Raw genomic sequence first — 15,614 nt, 5'->3', positions numbered from 1 at the left:
TTGCTCGCGATCGGCTGCGCAGCAGTCGTCAAACCTGACACCCCGGTACTGCCTGACACACCGCGTGCACCGGTTTGCTGCCGCTGCACGCCAGATCGCGAGCAAGCTCACTCTTACAGTTTTTGCAGCGTCCAAAGAATTCGCCCCAGACCACAAATCGTGCCTGACCGTGCGCAGATTCCGCGCCAGACGACGATCAATGTAGGAGTGAGCTTGCTCGCGATCGGCTGCGCAGCAGTCGTCAAACCTGACACCCCGGTACTGCCTGACACACCGCGTGCACCGGTCTGCTGCCGCTGCACGCCAGATCGCGAGCAAGCTCACTCTTACAGTTTTTGCAGCGTCCAAAGAATTCGCCCCAGACCACAAATCGTGCCTGACCGTGCGCAGATTCCGCGCCAGACGACGATCAATGTAGGCGTGAGCTTGCTCGCGATCGGCTGCGCAGCAGTCGTCTAACCCGACACCCCGGTAATGCCTGACACACCGCATTCACCAATCTGCTGCCGCTTCGCGCCAGATCGCGAGCAAGCTCACTCCTACAGTTTTCTTCCGCATTGCCCGAAGCATTCGCCGCAGGAGTGGACGGCTCTACTCAGCTTTCCTGAACACAAACATCAACCCCACCACGATCAGCACCATCCCCAGCAAACTCATCAGCGCGAGGCGGTTGCCGTAGATCAGGTAATCCATGATCGCGGTGACGCCGGGCACCAGGTAAAACAGGCTGGTGACGTTGACCAGATTGCCCTGGGCGATCAGGCGATACAGCAGAAACGTCGCCAGCACGGACACCACCAGCCCCATATACAGCACCGGCAGGTAGAAGCCGATGCTGTGCTCGAAATGAAAAGGCTGAAACGGCACGAAGACGGCGCACACTACCGTTCCCGCCAGGTACTGCACCGGCAACGTGCCGAGGGGGTTGTCGGTGATGCGTTTCTGCATGATCGAGCCGCCGGTCATGCTCAACATGCCCAGTACGCCGAATGCCATGCCGGCCAGCGATCCGCCGTCGCCGATGCCTTGCCAGACCACCAGCACCAGGCCGACCAGCCCCATACTCAGGCCAAACAGGCGTGACCCCGAGCGGCTGCGTTCGACCAGCACGGCCGTGAGAATCGGTTGCACGCCCATGATCGTGGCCATGACGCCGGGCGCGACCTTCATGTCCAGCGCCAACAGGTAGCAGATCTGATACGCCCCCAGCAGCACAGCGCCCGTCAGCAACGCGAAGCCCATCGAGGCGCGGGTGGCGGGAAGCTTGTAACCCAACGCAGGGATCAGGATCGCCAGCGCAACAAGCGCCAGCAGGAAACGAAACAGCAGAAACGCAAAGGGTGAAGCGTGGGTCAGGCCCCACTTGGAAACGATCGCGCCGCTGCTCCAGAGCAGGACAAACAGCGTCGTTGTGGCCATCGAGGCCAAAGCTTTGTTAGCGAACATGAGTCACCTGTGATTCAGACAAAATCGGACCCGGCACGAACCGGATTCACGGATTTTTTGCGGGCGTTTGCAGGCCTGGACCGACAGCGTTGAGGCAGTCGATCAGCCGAGCACAACGACCCTTGGCGGTGCAACGGCGCACACGACAGGACTGTTCACAGGTGGGGGTGGCGGGTAGTGCGTGATGACGGCGACTTGCATGCAGCTGCACGGTTCCGCAACAGCGTAAGCCGTGGCGGAAAAAGCGAACCGTTTGCTGAATGCAGGCATCGTGCTCATCTTCTGGAAGGAGTGACTCGGTGTTGCCAGGTGTTACGGCAACGAGGCCGACTATAACCAGCGATCGGTGCCTCGTGCAATGCCATAGCGCGACGTCGTGAATGACCCTGATGCGCTACTACCAAAAGAGCCCTACCAGGACAGCTTCAGCTCAACGCCGAGGTAGTTGCTGTCGTGCCCGCCGGCATCGCGCACTGACTGGCCGACGTCGTAGTGCACCGCTTCGATCGCGCCGCTCAGATTGCCGGTGAACGCGTAGTCCGTGCGCACCTGCCCATAGGCGCCGGTCCAGCGACTGCCCTGCCCCGCGGTTCCGGCCACTGCTATGTTGGGTTGCACGTAAACGGCATCTTCAGTCGTTTCCCGCCATTGCAGGCCGAGCGCCGTCTGAATGCTCAGCTTGGCGATGGGCTTGATGGTAATCGACGGTTTGACGTGCAGGATGTTGGCGTAGCCGGTGTAGCCGCCCAGCGAAAAGTAATAGCCGTTGGGGAACAGCGGATTGAAGGTGCCCAGCGTGCCATCACCGTTGTTACGGTCGCCCGAGGCCGCGTCCAGTTGCAGGCCCAACCGCGGCGTCCAACTGATGTCGGCAAACGTGTAGCCCACGCGACTGCCCGCTGCCCAGGCACGAATGCTTTTGGCGCCGACCGAGCCGGTCTGCCCCATCGCCTCCAGGTCCCAGTCGTAGCCATCGGCCGCGCCGCCGAGCCGTGCGTCAAAGATATTCCGGTGCTCAGCGCCGCTGGCATCGAGGTAACTGGCGTCGTCGCGTTCATACAGCCCGACGTAAGCCGACAGCTCGTTACTGCCGCCCACCAACCGCTCGGCGCGCAGCATGTGAAAGCGAAACTCGTGGTTGGAGCGATCGTCGAAGTGGCGCTCGTCCTGATACTGCACCGGTCGACTGGCAATCGCGATGAAGCGCCACAAGCCGGTCTCCCAGTCCGCCCACAACGCATCGAACGACTGGCGCACGTTCGGCCCGTCGCGGGAAGAAATAAAACGCTGCAAATCGAAGGCGAAATCCTGCCGCCCGACCCGCGCCTTGAACGTGTTGTCCCCCAGCTTTTTGGTGTATTCCAGAAACGCCAGGCGCAGGTCGGTACGGTTCTGATCAGCGCCGCCAATCGTGGTTTTGTCGTACGCGCGCACGTCCTCCAGCTGGGTGAACACGCGCCAGTTCTCGTTGAAGTGCAGATCGGCGTGGACCTGAAAGCGCTGCAGCAGATACCTGTCGCGGGCCACATTGCGGGTGCCGAACGCGCTGGCGTCGTTCATCTCGAAACGTTCACGCAGGGTGCTGCCCAACGACAGGTACGTCTGGGGGTTGTCCGAAGACAGCGAGATGTACTTCAGGCTGTCCAGCGGCGCCGTCCTGAGGGTCGGATTGGCGAGCACCGACCAATCCTCCTGCCAGCGATTGGTCTTGATCGCCGGCCTTGACTCAGTCGTATCGGCATTGACTTGGGCACTCACCATCGGCAACGCCACGGCCAGGCATACACCACTCAAACCTGAGGCGAATCGAGCACTCGCCATCGGTCAACCGGCCGCAGCGGTCTGATGAATTTCAGCGACGTAGCCACCCGGAAACTCAACAACTGCCGCCGTACGTCCTGCGCTGGTAAAGGGCTCGACGAGCACGTTCACGCCAGCCGCCTTGGCTTTGCTCAACGTATCCTGCAGATTGCCAACCTCATAGCCGGTGTTCTCGTGGCCGAACGGGTACGGCAGATGGCCGTCGGTGGCCAGCACGACCATCTTGCCGAACGGGGACTCGATGCGAATGCGGTGGAAAGTGGCATCGGCGCGACCGATCTCGATGCCCGGCGCTTTCTTCTCGTCGCTGACAACTTTGCCGTGGGAGAACGCGATAAACGCTTTTACGAACGCGGCAGCCCGGTCGTTGGACACGTAGACGCGATTCTCGGGAATGGTCTGGAACGGCGCGTAACTCGGCACTTTGGTGTGCCAGTAAAGCTGCATGTTCACGCCACCCGGCCACTGCACGACGGCGTCGCGACCGATGGGGTCCGGGAAGTCCGAAACGATGACGTCGGCGCCGGCCTGACGCGCTTCTTTGATCGCCAGGTCCATGTCCTGGACCAGATAGCCGTTGCGCTCATCGCCAAATGGACGCGGGATCGGGGTCTTGAAACCGAACAGCGAAACCGTGCCGACCGGGGTCTGAATCAGTTGGGACGTGGTGCTGCTCGGCACCGGCAACACGTTGACCACCACCTGCGGCGTGCTCTGTCCGCCAAACGTGGCGGTAAAACTCTGAACGAAGCGGTCCACGTCTGCTGGGGCCACGTACACATGGGTGGTGTCGTATTGCGGCGCAACGGCCACGGCGGCGGACTGGGCAAAGGCAACGGTGGGTGCAACCACGGCCGCCATCGGACCGGCCAGGCCGAACAGCGTGGCGGAAAGCATCAGGAATCTGGCGCGCATGAACAACGTCTCCGGGTAAAAGGGCTGGACGCAGGGTCCGCCGACTGGCCCGAAGAGGATTGAATAGACGTGCTATTTGCCGGTTATGCCTTGGTGCCAGGCATAAAAAAAGCGCCGCTGCACAGGGTGCAACGGCGCTTGATAAAGCCGTTCGTTCAGCCGAACAGCCAGTAGCCCAGCAGCGTCAGCACGAGCACTGCCAGCACCGGACGCAAGATGCGATAGGCCTTGGGGTTGGCGCGTTTGAACTGCTTGACCTTGCCGCTGAAGCTGTTGCTGAACCGCTTGCTGAAGGCATAAGCCTGATTGATCCCGCCGACGCGCTCGTCATCGGTGTTCTGCGGCGCGGTGGCGCGACCGAGAAATGCGCTGACGCGACGGTTGACGGCGGTCATGAAGCGATTGCTCAGCGGCCGCTCGATGTCGCAGAACAGAATCACGCGGGTGACGTCGGTTTCGTTCTTGACCCAGTGCACGTAGGTTTCGTCGAACATCACGTCGTCACCGTCGCGCCAGGCGTACACCTGACCGTCAACGAAGATGCGGCAATCGTCGGAGTTCGGCGTCGACAAGCCCAGGTGATAACGCAGCGAGCCGGCGAACGGGTCGCGGTGCGGATTCAGGTGGCTGCCGCCGGGCAACAGGGCGAACATCGCGCCTTTGACATTGGGAATACGGCTGACCAGTTCGACGGTCTTGGGGCACAACGCCTCGGCCGATGGCAGCGGTTTGTCATACCACTTCAGGTAAAAACGCTTCCAGCCTTTCTTGAAGAACGACCCGAAACCCGCGTCGTTGTCCTTGGCGGCGGCACGGATATAGCCTTCGTCGAACAGGTGCATGGCTTCGTCACGAATGGTTTCCCAGTTGTCGCGCAGCACATCGAGCTCGGGAAACTTGCTGCGGTCCAGGTACGGCTTGGACGGCACGCTGGAGAACAGGTACATCAAGGCGTTGTAGGGGGCGAACAGCGCGGAGTGATTCACGAACTGGCGCAATACCGGCAAACGCGCCTTGCCGCGCAGATGCACGTACAGCGTGCTGCCGACAAACAGCAGCAGAATCGCCGCTTTGACAGCAAAAGAAAGGGTCATGAAACTCTCCTTGGAACAGGGCCGAACGGCGCGGCCCGAAGCTTACGCTGCTGAAACCGCTGCCGGATGACCTGGGACAATCTTCCGGCGGGTTTCGAATGGCGGCCATCATAAGCTTTAGTCCGCCGGGTAAAAAGCCGAAGCGGCCGCGGACACGACTATTGGGTCAGCTCGCGTTCAGTAAACAGGTCGCTGAAGAGCATGCTCGACAGGTAACGTTCACCCGAATCCGGCAGCACCACTACGATGGTCTTGCCCTGCATTTCCGGCTTCTCGGCCAGGCGCACCGCTGCGTGCATGGCCGCGCCGCAAGAAATACCGCAGAGAATCCCCTCCTCCTGCATCAGACGCAGGGCCATGGCCTTGGCCTCTTCATCACTGACCAGTTCGACGCGGTCGACAATCGAGAGATCGAGGTTTTTCGGGATGAAACCCGCGCCAATGCCCTGAATCTTGTGGGGGCTGGGTTTTATCTCTTCGCCGGCCATTGCCTGGGTGATGATCGGCGAGCCCATAGGCTCGACCGCTACCGAAATGATCGGCTTGCCCATGGCGTGCTTGATGTAGCGCGAGACGCCGGTGATCGTGCCGCCAGTGCCGACGCCCGCGACCAGCACGTCGATGGCGCCGTCGGTGTCGTTCCAGATTTCCGGCCCGGTGGTCTTCTCGTGAATGGCCGGGTTGGCCGGGTTCTCGAACTGCGCCGGCATGAAGTACGTGTCGGGATCACTGGCAAGCAGCTCCTCGGCTTTGGCGATGGAGCCTTTCATCCCCAGCGCTGGCTCGGTCAGGACCAGTTCGGCGCCAAGGGCCTTGAGCACCTTGCGCCGCTCTATACTCATGGAGGCCGGCATGGTCAGGGTCAGCTTGTAACCACGGGCAGCGGCGACAAATGCCAGGCCGATGCCGGTATTGCCGGACGTCGGTTCAACGATGGTCATGCCGGGTTTGAGTCTGCCGCTGCTTTCGGCGTCCCAGATCATGTTCGCGCCGATCCGGCATTTGACGGAATACCCGGGATTACGCCCCTCGATCTTGGCCAGGATGGTGACCCCGCGCGGCGCGATTCGATTGATCTGCACCAGTGGCGTGTTGCCGATGGAATGGGCGTTATCTGCGTAAATACGGCTCATGACCGGGTCCTTGTGCAGGTTTGGAAAAGCTTAAAGCCTATGCCTTGAGCCGGTGCAACGTCCAGTCGAAGCGAACCGATCACATCGCCAGCAGTCAACAAAACTACGTGACTGGAGGGTGGAAACATGAAACGTCGTTACAGCTGGCCGTTATGGACAATTGTTGGCCTGGTGGTGCTGCTCATCGCGGTGCATATCGCGCTGCCGTACGTGGTGCGCAATTATCTCAATGACAAGCTGGCAGACATGGGCGACTACCGCGGTCAGCTCACCGATGTGGACCTGGCCCTGTGGCGCGGGGCGTACCGGATCAACGGTCTGAAAATCGTCAAGGTCGACGGCAAGGTCCCGGTGCCGCTGCTGGATGCCCCGGTCATCGACCTCGCTGTCAGCTGGCATTCGCTCTGGTACGACCATGCCGTGGTCGCCGAGGTCGCGTTCGTCAGCCCCGAACTCAACTTCGTCGACGGTGGCCCGGACAAGCGCCAGTCCCAGACCGGTGCGGGCACTGACTGGCGCGCTCAGCTGGACAAGCTGCTGCCGATCACCCTCAACGAGCTGCGCATTCAGGACGGCAAGATTACCTTCAGCAATTTCAACTCGACGCCGAAAGTGAAAATCGATGCCGATAACATCAACGCCAGCATCTATAACCTGACCAACGTCGAAGACAAGGCCGGCAAGCGTGATGCCCGTTTCGAGGGCAAGGCCATGCTGCTGGGGCACGCGCCGCTGGAAAGCACTGCAACCTTCGACCCGTTCAGCCTGGAGGACTTTGACTTCAAGCTGCGCGCGACCGGTATCCAGCTCAAGCGCCTGAACGACTTCGCCTCGGCGTACGGTAAATTCGACTTCAACGCGGGCGACGGCGATGTGGTCGTCGAAGCGCAGGCCACCAATGGCCAGCTCAGCGGCTACATAAAGCCCCTGCTGCGTAACGTCGATGTATTCGACTGGCAACAGGATGTCGAGAATCAGAACAAAGGCTTCTTCCGCTCGATCTGGGAAGCCGTGGTCGGCGGCGGCGAAACGGTCCTCAAGAATCAAGGCAAGAACCAGTTCGCGACCCGCGTCGAACTTAGCGGCAGTGTTCACAAGCAGGACATCAATGCGTTCGAGGCGTTTTTGCAGATCCTGCGCAATGCCTTCGTGAAGGCGTTCAACACGCGCTATGACAGTGGCAAGAGCGAGGCGAAGTAAGCCTGTCGCTCGGTAAGTCGTGTTTGAGAGGCTACCCGTCTTGTCGATGCCGGGTTGTGACGCGACACGCGCGGTCAATGTGGGAGCGAGCTTGCTTGCGAAGCGTTATTTCAGCGATACGTAATGGCTGAAATAACGCCATTGCTTGCCTGGCTCACGCCTCACCTTCCCCGCTCGGTTTATCAACGCCATAAGCCGCACGCTTTTCCGCCAGCAACACGCCGTTTTCTGCCTGATTCTGCAACGCATCCCATCCCAGGCACGCCAGCGCCAACGTGCGCGGTGCTGCCTCGCTGCCGTTGGTGTAGCGGGTGATGCTGCGCGTGCTGACCCCCAGTGCCTCGGCCGCCAAGGCCAGCGGCAGCCCGGTGCGCGCGCGCCAGCCGATGAAGATCCGCGTGTTTTCGTCGGTGGCAGCCTGCGCCTTGGCGTCCAGGTAAAGGGTGTCGGCGCCGATCTGGATGTCGGGCCCCGCCCACTCGACGGTCCAGCCGTCGTCGCCGATCTGAGCCTGCTTGAACACGCTCGGATCCTTGAGCGGTTGCAGCCCCGGAAATGCAGCGATGTCGCCGCTCAGGTCGAGGACATATTTCACGTCGTTGATAAATGTCAGCGCCAATTTTTGGTGAGCCAACGCCTCTACGGTCTTGAGGCGTGGACGTTTCATGGATGCCATCGTTTCCATTCCTCCAGTAATTCTGTTTGGTGGGCCCTTACCCATTCAAGCGCCTCCCTGAGTACGGCGGCCGGGGCGTGGCCGAGCATGGGTTCAACCAACTGCAGACAGATCAACACATCCAGCCCGCCACCGGTGAGGTGCACGTGGGGCGGCAGGTGATCCTTTTCCCGCAGTTGAATCCTGTACTTGTCCCTGAATCTGTATTTGGTCGACATGCGCAGCAAGGTATCGCTATTTTGGCGATACCTCAATGGGAGTTACAAATTTTGGCCCGGTCAGACCGTGACGCTCCATTCAGATACTGAATAAAGCGTCTGCGTTCACAGTGGCGCGGGGTGCGCGGTATAGTCGCTGCATTCTTTGCGCCCCATCTTGCGCGGTGCAGGCCTCCGGTCTGTCCGTTTTGTTCGAGGATTTTCCCGATGAAATTCGAAGGCACCCACGCCTACGTCGCCACCGACGATCTGAAGCTTGCGGTCAATGCCGCCATCACCCTGGAGCGCCCGCTGCTGGTCAAGGGCGAGCCCGGCACCGGCAAGACCATGCTCGCCGAGCAACTGGCCGAGTCCTTCGGCGCGCGGCTGATCACCTGGCACATCAAATCGACCACCAAGGCGCACCAAGGCCTCTACGAGTACGACGCGGTCAGCCGCCTGCGCGACTCGCAACTGGGCGTCGACAAAGTCCACGACGTGCGCAATTACCTGAAGAAGGGCAAGCTCTGGGAAGCCTTTGAATCCGAAGAGCGGGTCATTCTGTTGATCGACGAGATCGACAAAGCAGACATCGAATTCCCCAACGACTTGCTGCAAGAACTCGACAAAATGGAGTTCTACGTTTACGAGATCGACGAGACGATCAAGGCGAAAAAGCGCCCGATCATCATCATTACCTCCAACAACGAAAAAGAGCTGCCGGATGCTTTTCTGCGCCGCTGCTTCTTTCACTACATCGCGTTTCCCGATCGCAGCACCCTGCAGAAGATCGTCGACGTGCATTACCCGGACATCAAAAAGGACCTGGTCAGCGAGGCGCTGGACGTGTTCTTCGACGTGCGCAAAGTCCCGGGCCTGAAGAAAAAACCATCGACTTCCGAGCTGGTGGACTGGCTCAAATTGCTGATGGCCGACAACATCGGCGAAGCGGTACTGCGCGAGCGCGACCCTACTAAAGCCATCCCGCCGCTGGCCGGTGCGCTGGTCAAGAACGAGCAGGACGTGCACCTGCTTGAGCGCTTGGCGTTCATGAGCCGTCGCGGCAATCGCTGAGCCTTTTTGGTCAAGCTCAATTAGATCAAGCGCGGGACGCCGACTATGTTGCTCAACCTGTTCAACGAAATGCGTGCGGCCAAAGTGCCGGTTTCGTTGCGTGAACTGCTCGACCTCATCAACGCGCTGAAGCAGCGCGTGACGTTCGCTGACATGGACGAGTTCTATTACCTGTCGCGCACGATTCTGGTGAAGGACGAGCGCCATTTCGACAAGTTTGACCGGGCGTTCGGCGCTTACTTCAATGGCCTGGAAAAGCTCGACGATCACCTGCAGGCACTGATCCCCGAAGACTGGCTGCGCAAGGAGTTCGAGCGCTCGCTGACCGCTGAAGAGCGCGCGCAGATCCAGTCCCTGGGTGGCCTGGACAAGCTGATCGAAGAATTCAAGAAGCGTCTGGAAGAGCAAAAGGAGCGCCACGCCGGTGGCAACAAATGGATCGGCACCGGCGGCACCAGCCCGTTCGGCTCAGGCGGTTATAACCCCGAAGGGATTCGAGTGGGCGACGCCGGCCAGCGTCAGGGCAAGGCGGCGAAGGTCTGGGACCAGCGCGAGTACAAGAACCTCGACGACGGGGTTGAACTGGGCACGCGCAACATCAAAGTGGCCCTGCGGCGCCTGCGCAAGTTCGCGCGCCAGGGTGCGGCGGACGAGCTGGACATCGACGGCACCATCGATCACACCGCCCGTGACGCCGGCCTGCTGAACATCCAGATGCGCCCGGAACGTCGCAACACCATCAAGCTGTTGCTGCTGTTCGACATCGGCGGCTCGATGGACGCCCACGTGAAGATCTGCGAAGAACTCTTTTCAGCCTGCAAGACGGAGTTCAAGCACATGGAGTACTTCTACTTCCATAACTTCGTCTACGAATCGGTGTGGAAGAACAACCAGCGCCGCACCTCCGAGCGCACCGCCACCCAGGACCTGCTGCATAAATACGGCGCCGACTACAAAGTGATCTTCATCGGCGACGCCGCCATGGCGCCCTACGAAATCACCCAACCGGGCGGCAGCGTCGAGCACTGGAACGAAGAAGCGGGCTACGTCTGGATGCAGCGGTTCATGGCCAAGTTCAAGAAAATCATCTGGATCAACCCGTACCCCAAAGACGCCTGGGCCTACACCACCTCCACCAACATCGTGCGCGACTTGATCGAAGATCAGATGTACCCGCTGACGTTGCGCGGGCTGGAGGAAGGGATGCGGTATTTGGCGAAATAGCGGCTGCTGGCCTTTCCACGAATAGCCGTAGGAGCCGGCTTGCTGGCGAACGCGTCGGGGCAGCTACATCTAGGTTTGCTGTCACAGCGGGTTCGCCAGCAAGCCGGCTCCTACAGAGTGATGTCCGCGCCTACCTGTGTAGCGTCTTCAAACACCCCACCTGCTCCCGATGCGCCACGTCCTGCACCACTGCCCTCATCCGCACCACACTCCCCGGCAGCTTTTGCGCCAGCCGGGCCAGTGACATCGGCGTCAGTGCGCCGAGTCTTGGGTAGCCGCCGATGGTCTGGCGGTCGTTAAGCAGGATGATCGGCTGGCCATCCGGCGGGACCTGAATCGCGCCGAGCGGGATGCCTTCCGAGATCATCGGCTTGCCCTGGTAAACCAGCTCCGGCCCCAGCAGGCGCATGCCCATGCGGTCGGCGCGGCTGTCGAGGGTCCAGTCGCTGTTGAACGCATCGAATAAGCTCAAGCCGCTGAACTGGCCGATCTGTGCACCCAGCACCACGTCCAGCGGACGCTGATCGGAAACGTCGGGAATAAGATGATCGGGCAGCGCGTGAAGCTGAAACGACGCCCCTGAATAAGTCAGTTGATCGCCTTCAACCAAAGCTTTGCCGCTTCCTTCGAGCCCACCCAGCCCTTCTCGTGCGACGGTGGCACAGCTGCCGAGCACATCGACCGCCGCGAAGCCGCCGGGCGCAGCGAGATACGCCCGCGCACCGGTGATGGGCCGGGTAAAACGCAGCTGCTGGCCTTTGCGAACGAAGAAGCTGCGCCCCGGCGCAATCGGTCGGTCGTCGAGCACGGCGTTCAGATCCGCACCGGCCAGCGCCAGGCAGCAGTCGGATTGGGCCAGCAGCGTCAGACCGCCCAAGGTCACTTCGATAACGGCAGCGTTCAGTGGGTTATTCAGCAACCTGTTGGCCCACGACATCGACACCCAATCCAGCGCCCCGCCCTGTGTCACGCCGAGGTGCCTTACGCCGAACCGTCCAAAGTCCTGCAACAGGCACAGCGGCGTGCTGCTTTTGACCGTCAACGCGCTCATGCCAGGCCCTCCAGCGGCGTGTCGTCGCCGCCGAGACGTATGAACTCGGCGTGATCAACGGCGGCAAACCGCACGGTATCGCCGGGCTGCATCAAGCTGTAGCCGTCGATTTCGCGATCAAAGAGTTTGGCTGGGGTGCGCCCGAGGATGTTCCAGCCGCCGGGCGACTCCAGCGGATAGGCCGCGGTTTGCCGCTCGGCGATGCCGACGCTTCCCGCCGCCACGCGCTTGCGGGGGGTCTTGATGCGCGGCGCGGCGAGGACTTCTTCCACCAGCCCCATGAACGCGAACCCCGGTGCGAAACCCAGCGCGAAGACTTGATACTCGCGCTGGCTGTGGCGGCGAATCACCTCGTCCACCGACAACCCGCTTCGCCCGGACAACAGGCTTAACTCGGGCCCGACGCTTAAGTCGTACCAGACCGGCAACACATGCTGCCGACCGTTTTGGGTTGCGTCGGGTGTGAGATCAGTCAGCGCCTCGGTAATGATTGCCCGAGCCTGTGTTGGACTCAGCGCCAACAGATCGTAATGCACCATCAGCGTGGTGTAGGACGGCACCAGATCAATCAAATGCGCAGCGAAACCCTCGCGCAGACGCAACGTCGCGGCGAGCATCCAGGGCATGTTGGCCTCGTCGATGGCGTCGAACAGGCGGACCATCAGGCAATCAATGGCGACGACTTCGATGCGCAGGTTCACAGGGCGGACGGTCCGGTGTCAGCGCTGTTCAACGCCTGACGAATGCGCTGGACCGCGTCGATGGAGCTGGCGTTGTCGCCGTGCACGCACAGGGTGTGGGGCGTGAGTCGCAGCTCGCTGCCATCGCTGGCAATCAACGCTTCGCCTCGGGACAAGGTCATGGCCTGGGCGATGATGACTTCTGCATCGTGATGCACAGCTCCCGGCAGATTGCGGGAGACCAGACGCCCTACGCTGTCGTACGCGCGATCGGCGAAGGCTTCGAACCACAGCGTGACGCCGAATTCATCGGCAATGACCTGCGCCGCCGAGTTGTCGCGCATGGCCAGCAGCATCAGCGGCAGTTCCGGGTTGTAACGGGCGATGGCTTCGATGACCGCGCGCAGTTGGGTCGGGTTGGCCATCATGTCGTTGTACATCGCGCCGTGGGGTTTGACGTAGCTGACGTGACTGCCCTGGGCGCGGCAAACGCCGTCGAGTGCGCCGATCTGGTAATGCAGCAGGTCTTGAATCTCTTGCGCAGAACAGGCCATCGAGCGACGGCCGAAACCCACCAGATCCTGATAAGCCGGGTGCGCGCCAATGGTGACATTGTTGGCCAACGCCAGCGCGACGGTCTTGCGCATGACGCTCGGGTCACCGGCATGAAAGCCGCAGGCGATGTTGGCGCAATCGATGTAGGGCATGACCTCGGCGTCCAGACCCATGGTCCAGGCGCCGTAGCTTTCGCCGATATCACAATTCAATAACAGGCGGCTCAATGGCGTGACTCCTGTGCGAACGAAACGGGGAGAAGCTCGAGTGTACGCGCGGGGTTGTCAGGTTGGCAGCGCGGGAACACAGGGCTGTGCGGATGGGAGCATTCTTCGGCGCGGATGGCCGAAGCGTCCAACTAATAAAAGCGCGGTGGGAGGATAAGAAAAAGTGAACGGTGCGGGGGATCTTTGCTGACCGGGACGGCCCCTTCCCGGCTAAAGCCGGTCCCACTTGGCACGCGGCGTGTCGGGAAGTCCCAATGGGCACGCGCGGTCTTTAGTGGGACCGGCTTTAGCCGGGAAGGCGTCAGCGAGACCACTGCTCAATCAAGCAAATGCCGGCAACTCGCCTCAGCGCCAGTCGCGACCCACCGGTCGCACGTGATGCCGACCCACAAACACCCAATCAATGAACACCACAATGCTTTCGATGACCAGCGAGAATAGCAGCGCGCACAGCAGGCCCCAGCCGATGACTTCCGGCGACAACAACACCTGCCAGGTGTAGCCATTCCAGGTCTCAGTGCGGATATTGGTATCGGCAGCGGTCAGCACATGCCAGGCGCGGGCATACCACGGGCCTTGCAGGGCCAGCCATTCGCGGTCGAGTGTCTGATTGCGGGTGAGCAGGTTACTGATGTTGTCGGCGTCGGTGCGGAACACCGGGTCATCGCTGGTGCGGTAATGCTGGATCAGCGCTTGCACGTCGCCATTGAAGAACCGCAGGGCAGTCTCGTTGTAGCCGCGCAGGCTCTGCTGAGCTTCCAGCATGTGCGCTTCGACGCGCTTGGTGTAGTCGCTGATAAACCCCGGAATCTGCACGCCTATCAACAGGCCTGCAGTGAACAACACCAGTCGTATATAGCTGCGCAGCATAGATCCCTCTCTTTCAGGCCGAACCTTCGACGACGCATTCGCCGCGGCGCCAAAGACTCCAGTGACCTGGCTCGTAGCGGTTCCAGGTCTCGTTTTCGGTCAGTGGCTCGGTGGCGATCACCGTCACCACATCGTTGGGCGTGGTCTCCGCCTGGAAATCGACGATAACGTCGACGTCTTTGAGGCGCGCCGGCCCGAACGGGGCGCGGCGGGTGATGTGCACCAGCTTGGTCGAACAGTAGCAAAACAGCCAGTCGCCATCACTGAGCAGTGCATTGAACACGCCTTTGCTGCGGTATTCGCTGCAGGCCTCCACCAGTGTCGGCAGCAACTGCTCGATCTCGACCGGCTCGGGAAATGCTTCGCGCACCCGGTTGAGCAGATCGCAGAATGCCGCTTCGCTGTCGGTATCGCCCACCGGCCGATAGAACGTAGCGCCGGGATAGAAATCCGCGAGCTGACCGTTATGGGCGAAACACCAGTTGCGCCCCCACAGTTCGCGCACGAAAGGATGGGTGTTGGACAGGCAGACCTTGCCTACGTTGGCCTGACGAATGTGGCCGATGACCACCTCGCTCTTGATCGGGTAACGCTGCACCAGTTGCGCGACTTCCGACTCGCTGCTCGCGGCAGGGTCCTGAAACAGACGCAGGCCCCGGCCTTCGTAGAAACCGATGCCCCACCCGTCGCGGTGCGGACCGGTGCGACCACCGCGCTGCATCAGCCCGGTGAAGCTGAACACGATGTCCGTCGGTACGTTGGCACTCATGCCCAGGAGTTCACACATGCTCAGGTCTCGGTGCGTTGAAGCACGCGTCTGGGAGAATGCCGGTCACCATCACAGTTTGGGTTCGACGCGATAGCGGCCGCTGGGTGCAGGCGCCGGCGTTGAAGCGGGAGACTGGCTGGCGAAGCGCCCTGCGTCTGGGTCTGCATAAGGCTCGTCGTGTTCCTTCTGCTCGGCGGCAGCTTGGGCAGCGGCGGCTTCGGCGTGGGCCAGACGGGCTTTTTTCTTGCGCAGGAACGGCAAGCGGATCAAAGCGAAGATGACGTAGAGCCCCAGGGCGATGGCGCCGTAGGTGGCGAGGTCGAGCACGGCGCGCCAGACGTTGTTGCCGACCTTGAGCGCCAGGTCCAGCACGCTGATCGCCAGCGCCGGGGCGTATTGGTCTTTGGCGGGATCAACGATCGTCGGGCAGAACAACAGCACGGCGCCGATCACGCGCAAGGGTTCGCGCAGGTAGCGCCACATCCAGCCGGTCAGCTTGAACCACACCAACAGACAGCCCAACGCGGCGAACGCGTAAAGGCCCCAGGCAATCAGATAGTCGTTGTCGGTCATGACGTCCGTGGTAAGGCAGGTAAAGAGGCGCTTATGATAACGGCTTTTCACCAGCCCGGCTTCCCCGGCTTCAGTTATCGGTCTGCGGTATGTCCGGCACCGGGCAGCA

The 15,614-nt window shown here is 61.2% G+C and carries 16 protein-coding genes; 3 read left to right on the top strand and 13 right to left on the bottom strand.

What is annotated here, in order from left to right; all coding sequences use genetic code 11:
* Window positions 1-591 precede the first annotated feature (591 nt).
* The 5 genes from FX982_RS13455 to cysK all read right to left on the bottom strand — a co-directional run bounded on the left by FX982_RS13455 (window position 592) and on the right by cysK (window position 6,409).
* Window positions 592-1,446: a DMT family transporter gene (locus tag FX982_RS13455; protein WP_172611120.1), complete on the bottom strand. Its 855-nt coding sequence runs from the start codon at window positions 1,444-1,446 to the stop codon at window positions 592-594.
* Window positions 1,447-1,857: 411 nt separating this feature from the next.
* Window positions 1,858-3,267: an alginate export family protein gene (locus FX982_RS13450; protein ID WP_172611119.1), complete on the bottom strand. Its 1,410-nt coding sequence runs from the start codon at window positions 3,265-3,267 to the stop codon at window positions 1,858-1,860.
* 3 nt (window positions 3,268-3,270) lie between these two features.
* Window positions 3,271-4,128, bottom strand: coding sequence for a glyoxalase (locus FX982_RS13445; protein ID WP_172613052.1), 858 nt, complete (start codon window positions 4,126-4,128; stop codon window positions 3,271-3,273).
* A gap of 209 nt (window positions 4,129-4,337) precedes the next feature.
* The gene (locus FX982_RS13440) at window positions 4,338-5,276 is read right to left on the bottom strand and encodes an aspartyl/asparaginyl beta-hydroxylase domain-containing protein (protein ID WP_122537467.1); all 939 of its coding nucleotides are present in this window, start codon (window positions 5,274-5,276) and stop codon (window positions 4,338-4,340) included.
* A gap of 158 nt (window positions 5,277-5,434) precedes the next feature.
* Entirely contained in the window at window positions 5,435-6,409 is a 975-nt protein-coding gene (gene cysK / locus FX982_RS13435; protein WP_172611117.1) for a cysteine synthase A, read from the bottom strand.
* A gap of 126 nt (window positions 6,410-6,535) precedes the next feature.
* Between cysK and FX982_RS13430 the strand changes: the two genes are divergently transcribed.
* Window positions 6,536-7,609 (top strand): DUF748 domain-containing protein, encoded by a 1,074-nt coding sequence (locus FX982_RS13430; RefSeq protein WP_172611116.1) that lies wholly within the window; start codon window positions 6,536-6,538, stop codon window positions 7,607-7,609.
* Between the two features lie 154 nt (window positions 7,610-7,763).
* Here the strand turns inward: FX982_RS13430 and FX982_RS13425 are convergent, their stop codons facing one another.
* Both FX982_RS13425 and FX982_RS13420 read right to left on the bottom strand, forming a co-directional pair.
* A complete protein-coding gene (locus FX982_RS13425) occupies window positions 7,764-8,276 on the bottom strand; it encodes a DUF2442 domain-containing protein (RefSeq protein WP_172611114.1) in 513 nt (170 codons plus the stop codon).
* Window positions 8,273-8,503 carry a DUF4160 domain-containing protein gene (locus FX982_RS13420; RefSeq protein WP_172611112.1) on the bottom strand — a complete coding sequence of 77 codons (231 nt, stop codon included), beginning with the start codon at window positions 8,501-8,503 and terminating at the stop codon, window positions 8,273-8,275. The genes FX982_RS13425 and FX982_RS13420 overlap by 4 nt, the downstream gene beginning before the upstream one ends.
* Window positions 8,504-8,710: 207 nt before the next feature.
* Here FX982_RS13420 and FX982_RS13415 point away from each other — a divergent pair, with 207 nt between their 5' ends.
* Both FX982_RS13415 and FX982_RS13410 read left to right on the top strand, forming a co-directional pair.
* Window positions 8,711-9,556, top strand: coding sequence for an AAA family ATPase (locus FX982_RS13415; protein ID WP_122537462.1), 846 nt, complete (start codon window positions 8,711-8,713; stop codon window positions 9,554-9,556).
* 45 nt (window positions 9,557-9,601) lie between these two features.
* Window positions 9,602-10,780, top strand: coding sequence for a vWA domain-containing protein (locus tag FX982_RS13410; RefSeq protein WP_122537461.1), 1,179 nt, complete (start codon window positions 9,602-9,604; stop codon window positions 10,778-10,780).
* 130 nt (window positions 10,781-10,910) lie between these two features.
* Here FX982_RS13410 and FX982_RS13405 read toward each other — a convergent pair whose 3' ends face one another.
* The 6 genes from FX982_RS13405 to FX982_RS13380 form a co-directional block, all read right to left on the bottom strand.
* Window positions 10,911-11,831, bottom strand: a complete 921-nt coding sequence (locus FX982_RS13405) for a biotin-dependent carboxyltransferase family protein (RefSeq protein ID WP_172611109.1) — start codon at window positions 11,829-11,831, stop codon at window positions 10,911-10,913.
* Window positions 11,828-12,532: a 5-oxoprolinase subunit B family protein gene (locus tag FX982_RS13400; RefSeq protein WP_172611108.1), complete on the bottom strand. Its 705-nt coding sequence runs from the start codon at window positions 12,530-12,532 to the stop codon at window positions 11,828-11,830. The genes FX982_RS13405 and FX982_RS13400 overlap by 4 nt, the downstream gene beginning before the upstream one ends.
* Entirely contained in the window at window positions 12,529-13,293 is a 765-nt protein-coding gene (locus FX982_RS13395; protein WP_172611106.1) for a 5-oxoprolinase subunit PxpA, read from the bottom strand. Before FX982_RS13395 ends, FX982_RS13400 begins: the two co-directional genes overlap by 4 nt.
* A gap of 345 nt (window positions 13,294-13,638) precedes the next feature.
* Window positions 13,639-14,163: a DUF2937 family protein gene (locus FX982_RS13390; RefSeq protein ID WP_172611104.1), complete on the bottom strand. Its 525-nt coding sequence runs from the start codon at window positions 14,161-14,163 to the stop codon at window positions 13,639-13,641.
* Window positions 14,164-14,176: 13 nt separating this feature from the next.
* Window positions 14,177-14,950 (bottom strand): class II glutamine amidotransferase, encoded by a 774-nt coding sequence (locus FX982_RS13385; protein WP_172611102.1) that lies wholly within the window; start codon window positions 14,948-14,950, stop codon window positions 14,177-14,179.
* 51 nt (window positions 14,951-15,001) lie between these two features.
* The gene (locus FX982_RS13380; protein WP_254074790.1) at window positions 15,002-15,505 is read right to left on the bottom strand and encodes an MFS transporter; all 504 of its coding nucleotides are present in this window, start codon (window positions 15,503-15,505) and stop codon (window positions 15,002-15,004) included.
* Window positions 15,506-15,614 lie beyond the last annotated feature (109 nt).

This window comes from Pseudomonas graminis, from assembly GCF_013201545.1.
Classification (GTDB): domain Bacteria; phylum Pseudomonadota; class Gammaproteobacteria; order Pseudomonadales; family Pseudomonadaceae; genus Aquipseudomonas.
Note: the sequence above shows the minus strand (reverse complement) of the source record. Positions and strands in the feature narration are given on the sequence as shown.

Excerpts from the sequence above, each read along its gene's own strand:
- FX982_RS13410 (WP_122537461.1), top strand. The coding sequence starts at position 9,602 with ATGTTGCTCAACCTGTTCAACGAAATGCGTGCGGCCAAAGTGCCGGTT.
- FX982_RS13455 (WP_172611120.1), bottom strand. The coding sequence starts at position 1,446 with ATGTTCGCTAACAAAGCTTTGGCCTCGATGGCCACAACGACGCTGTTT.
- FX982_RS13430 (WP_172611116.1), top strand. The coding sequence starts at position 6,536 with ATGAAACGTCGTTACAGCTGGCCGTTATGGACAATTGTTGGCCTGGTG.
- FX982_RS13450 (WP_172611119.1), bottom strand. The coding sequence starts at position 3,267 with ATGGCGAGTGCTCGATTCGCCTCAGGTTTGAGTGGTGTATGCCTGGCC.
- FX982_RS13415 (WP_122537462.1), top strand. The coding sequence starts at position 8,711 with ATGAAATTCGAAGGCACCCACGCCTACGTCGCCACCGACGATCTGAAG.
- FX982_RS13380 (WP_254074790.1), bottom strand. The coding sequence starts at position 15,505 with ATGACCGACAACGACTATCTGATTGCCTGGGGCCTTTACGCGTTCGCC.
- FX982_RS13420 (WP_172611112.1), bottom strand. The coding sequence starts at position 8,503 with ATGTCGACCAAATACAGATTCAGGGACAAGTACAGGATTCAACTGCGG.
- FX982_RS13390 (WP_172611104.1), bottom strand. The coding sequence starts at position 14,163 with ATGCTGCGCAGCTATATACGACTGGTGTTGTTCACTGCAGGCCTGTTG.
- FX982_RS13425 (WP_172611114.1), bottom strand. The coding sequence starts at position 8,276 with ATGAAACGTCCACGCCTCAAGACCGTAGAGGCGTTGGCTCACCAAAAA.
- FX982_RS13440 (WP_122537467.1), bottom strand. The coding sequence starts at position 5,276 with ATGACCCTTTCTTTTGCTGTCAAAGCGGCGATTCTGCTGCTGTTTGTC.
- cysK (WP_172611117.1), bottom strand. The coding sequence starts at position 6,409 with ATGAGCCGTATTTACGCAGATAACGCCCATTCCATCGGCAACACGCCA.
- FX982_RS13385 (WP_172611102.1), bottom strand. The coding sequence starts at position 14,950 with ATGTGTGAACTCCTGGGCATGAGTGCCAACGTACCGACGGACATCGTG.
- FX982_RS13405 (WP_172611109.1), bottom strand. The coding sequence starts at position 11,831 with ATGAGCGCGTTGACGGTCAAAAGCAGCACGCCGCTGTGCCTGTTGCAG.
- FX982_RS13445 (WP_172613052.1), bottom strand. The coding sequence starts at position 4,128 with ATGGCGGCCGTGGTTGCACCCACCGTTGCCTTTGCCCAGTCCGCCGCC.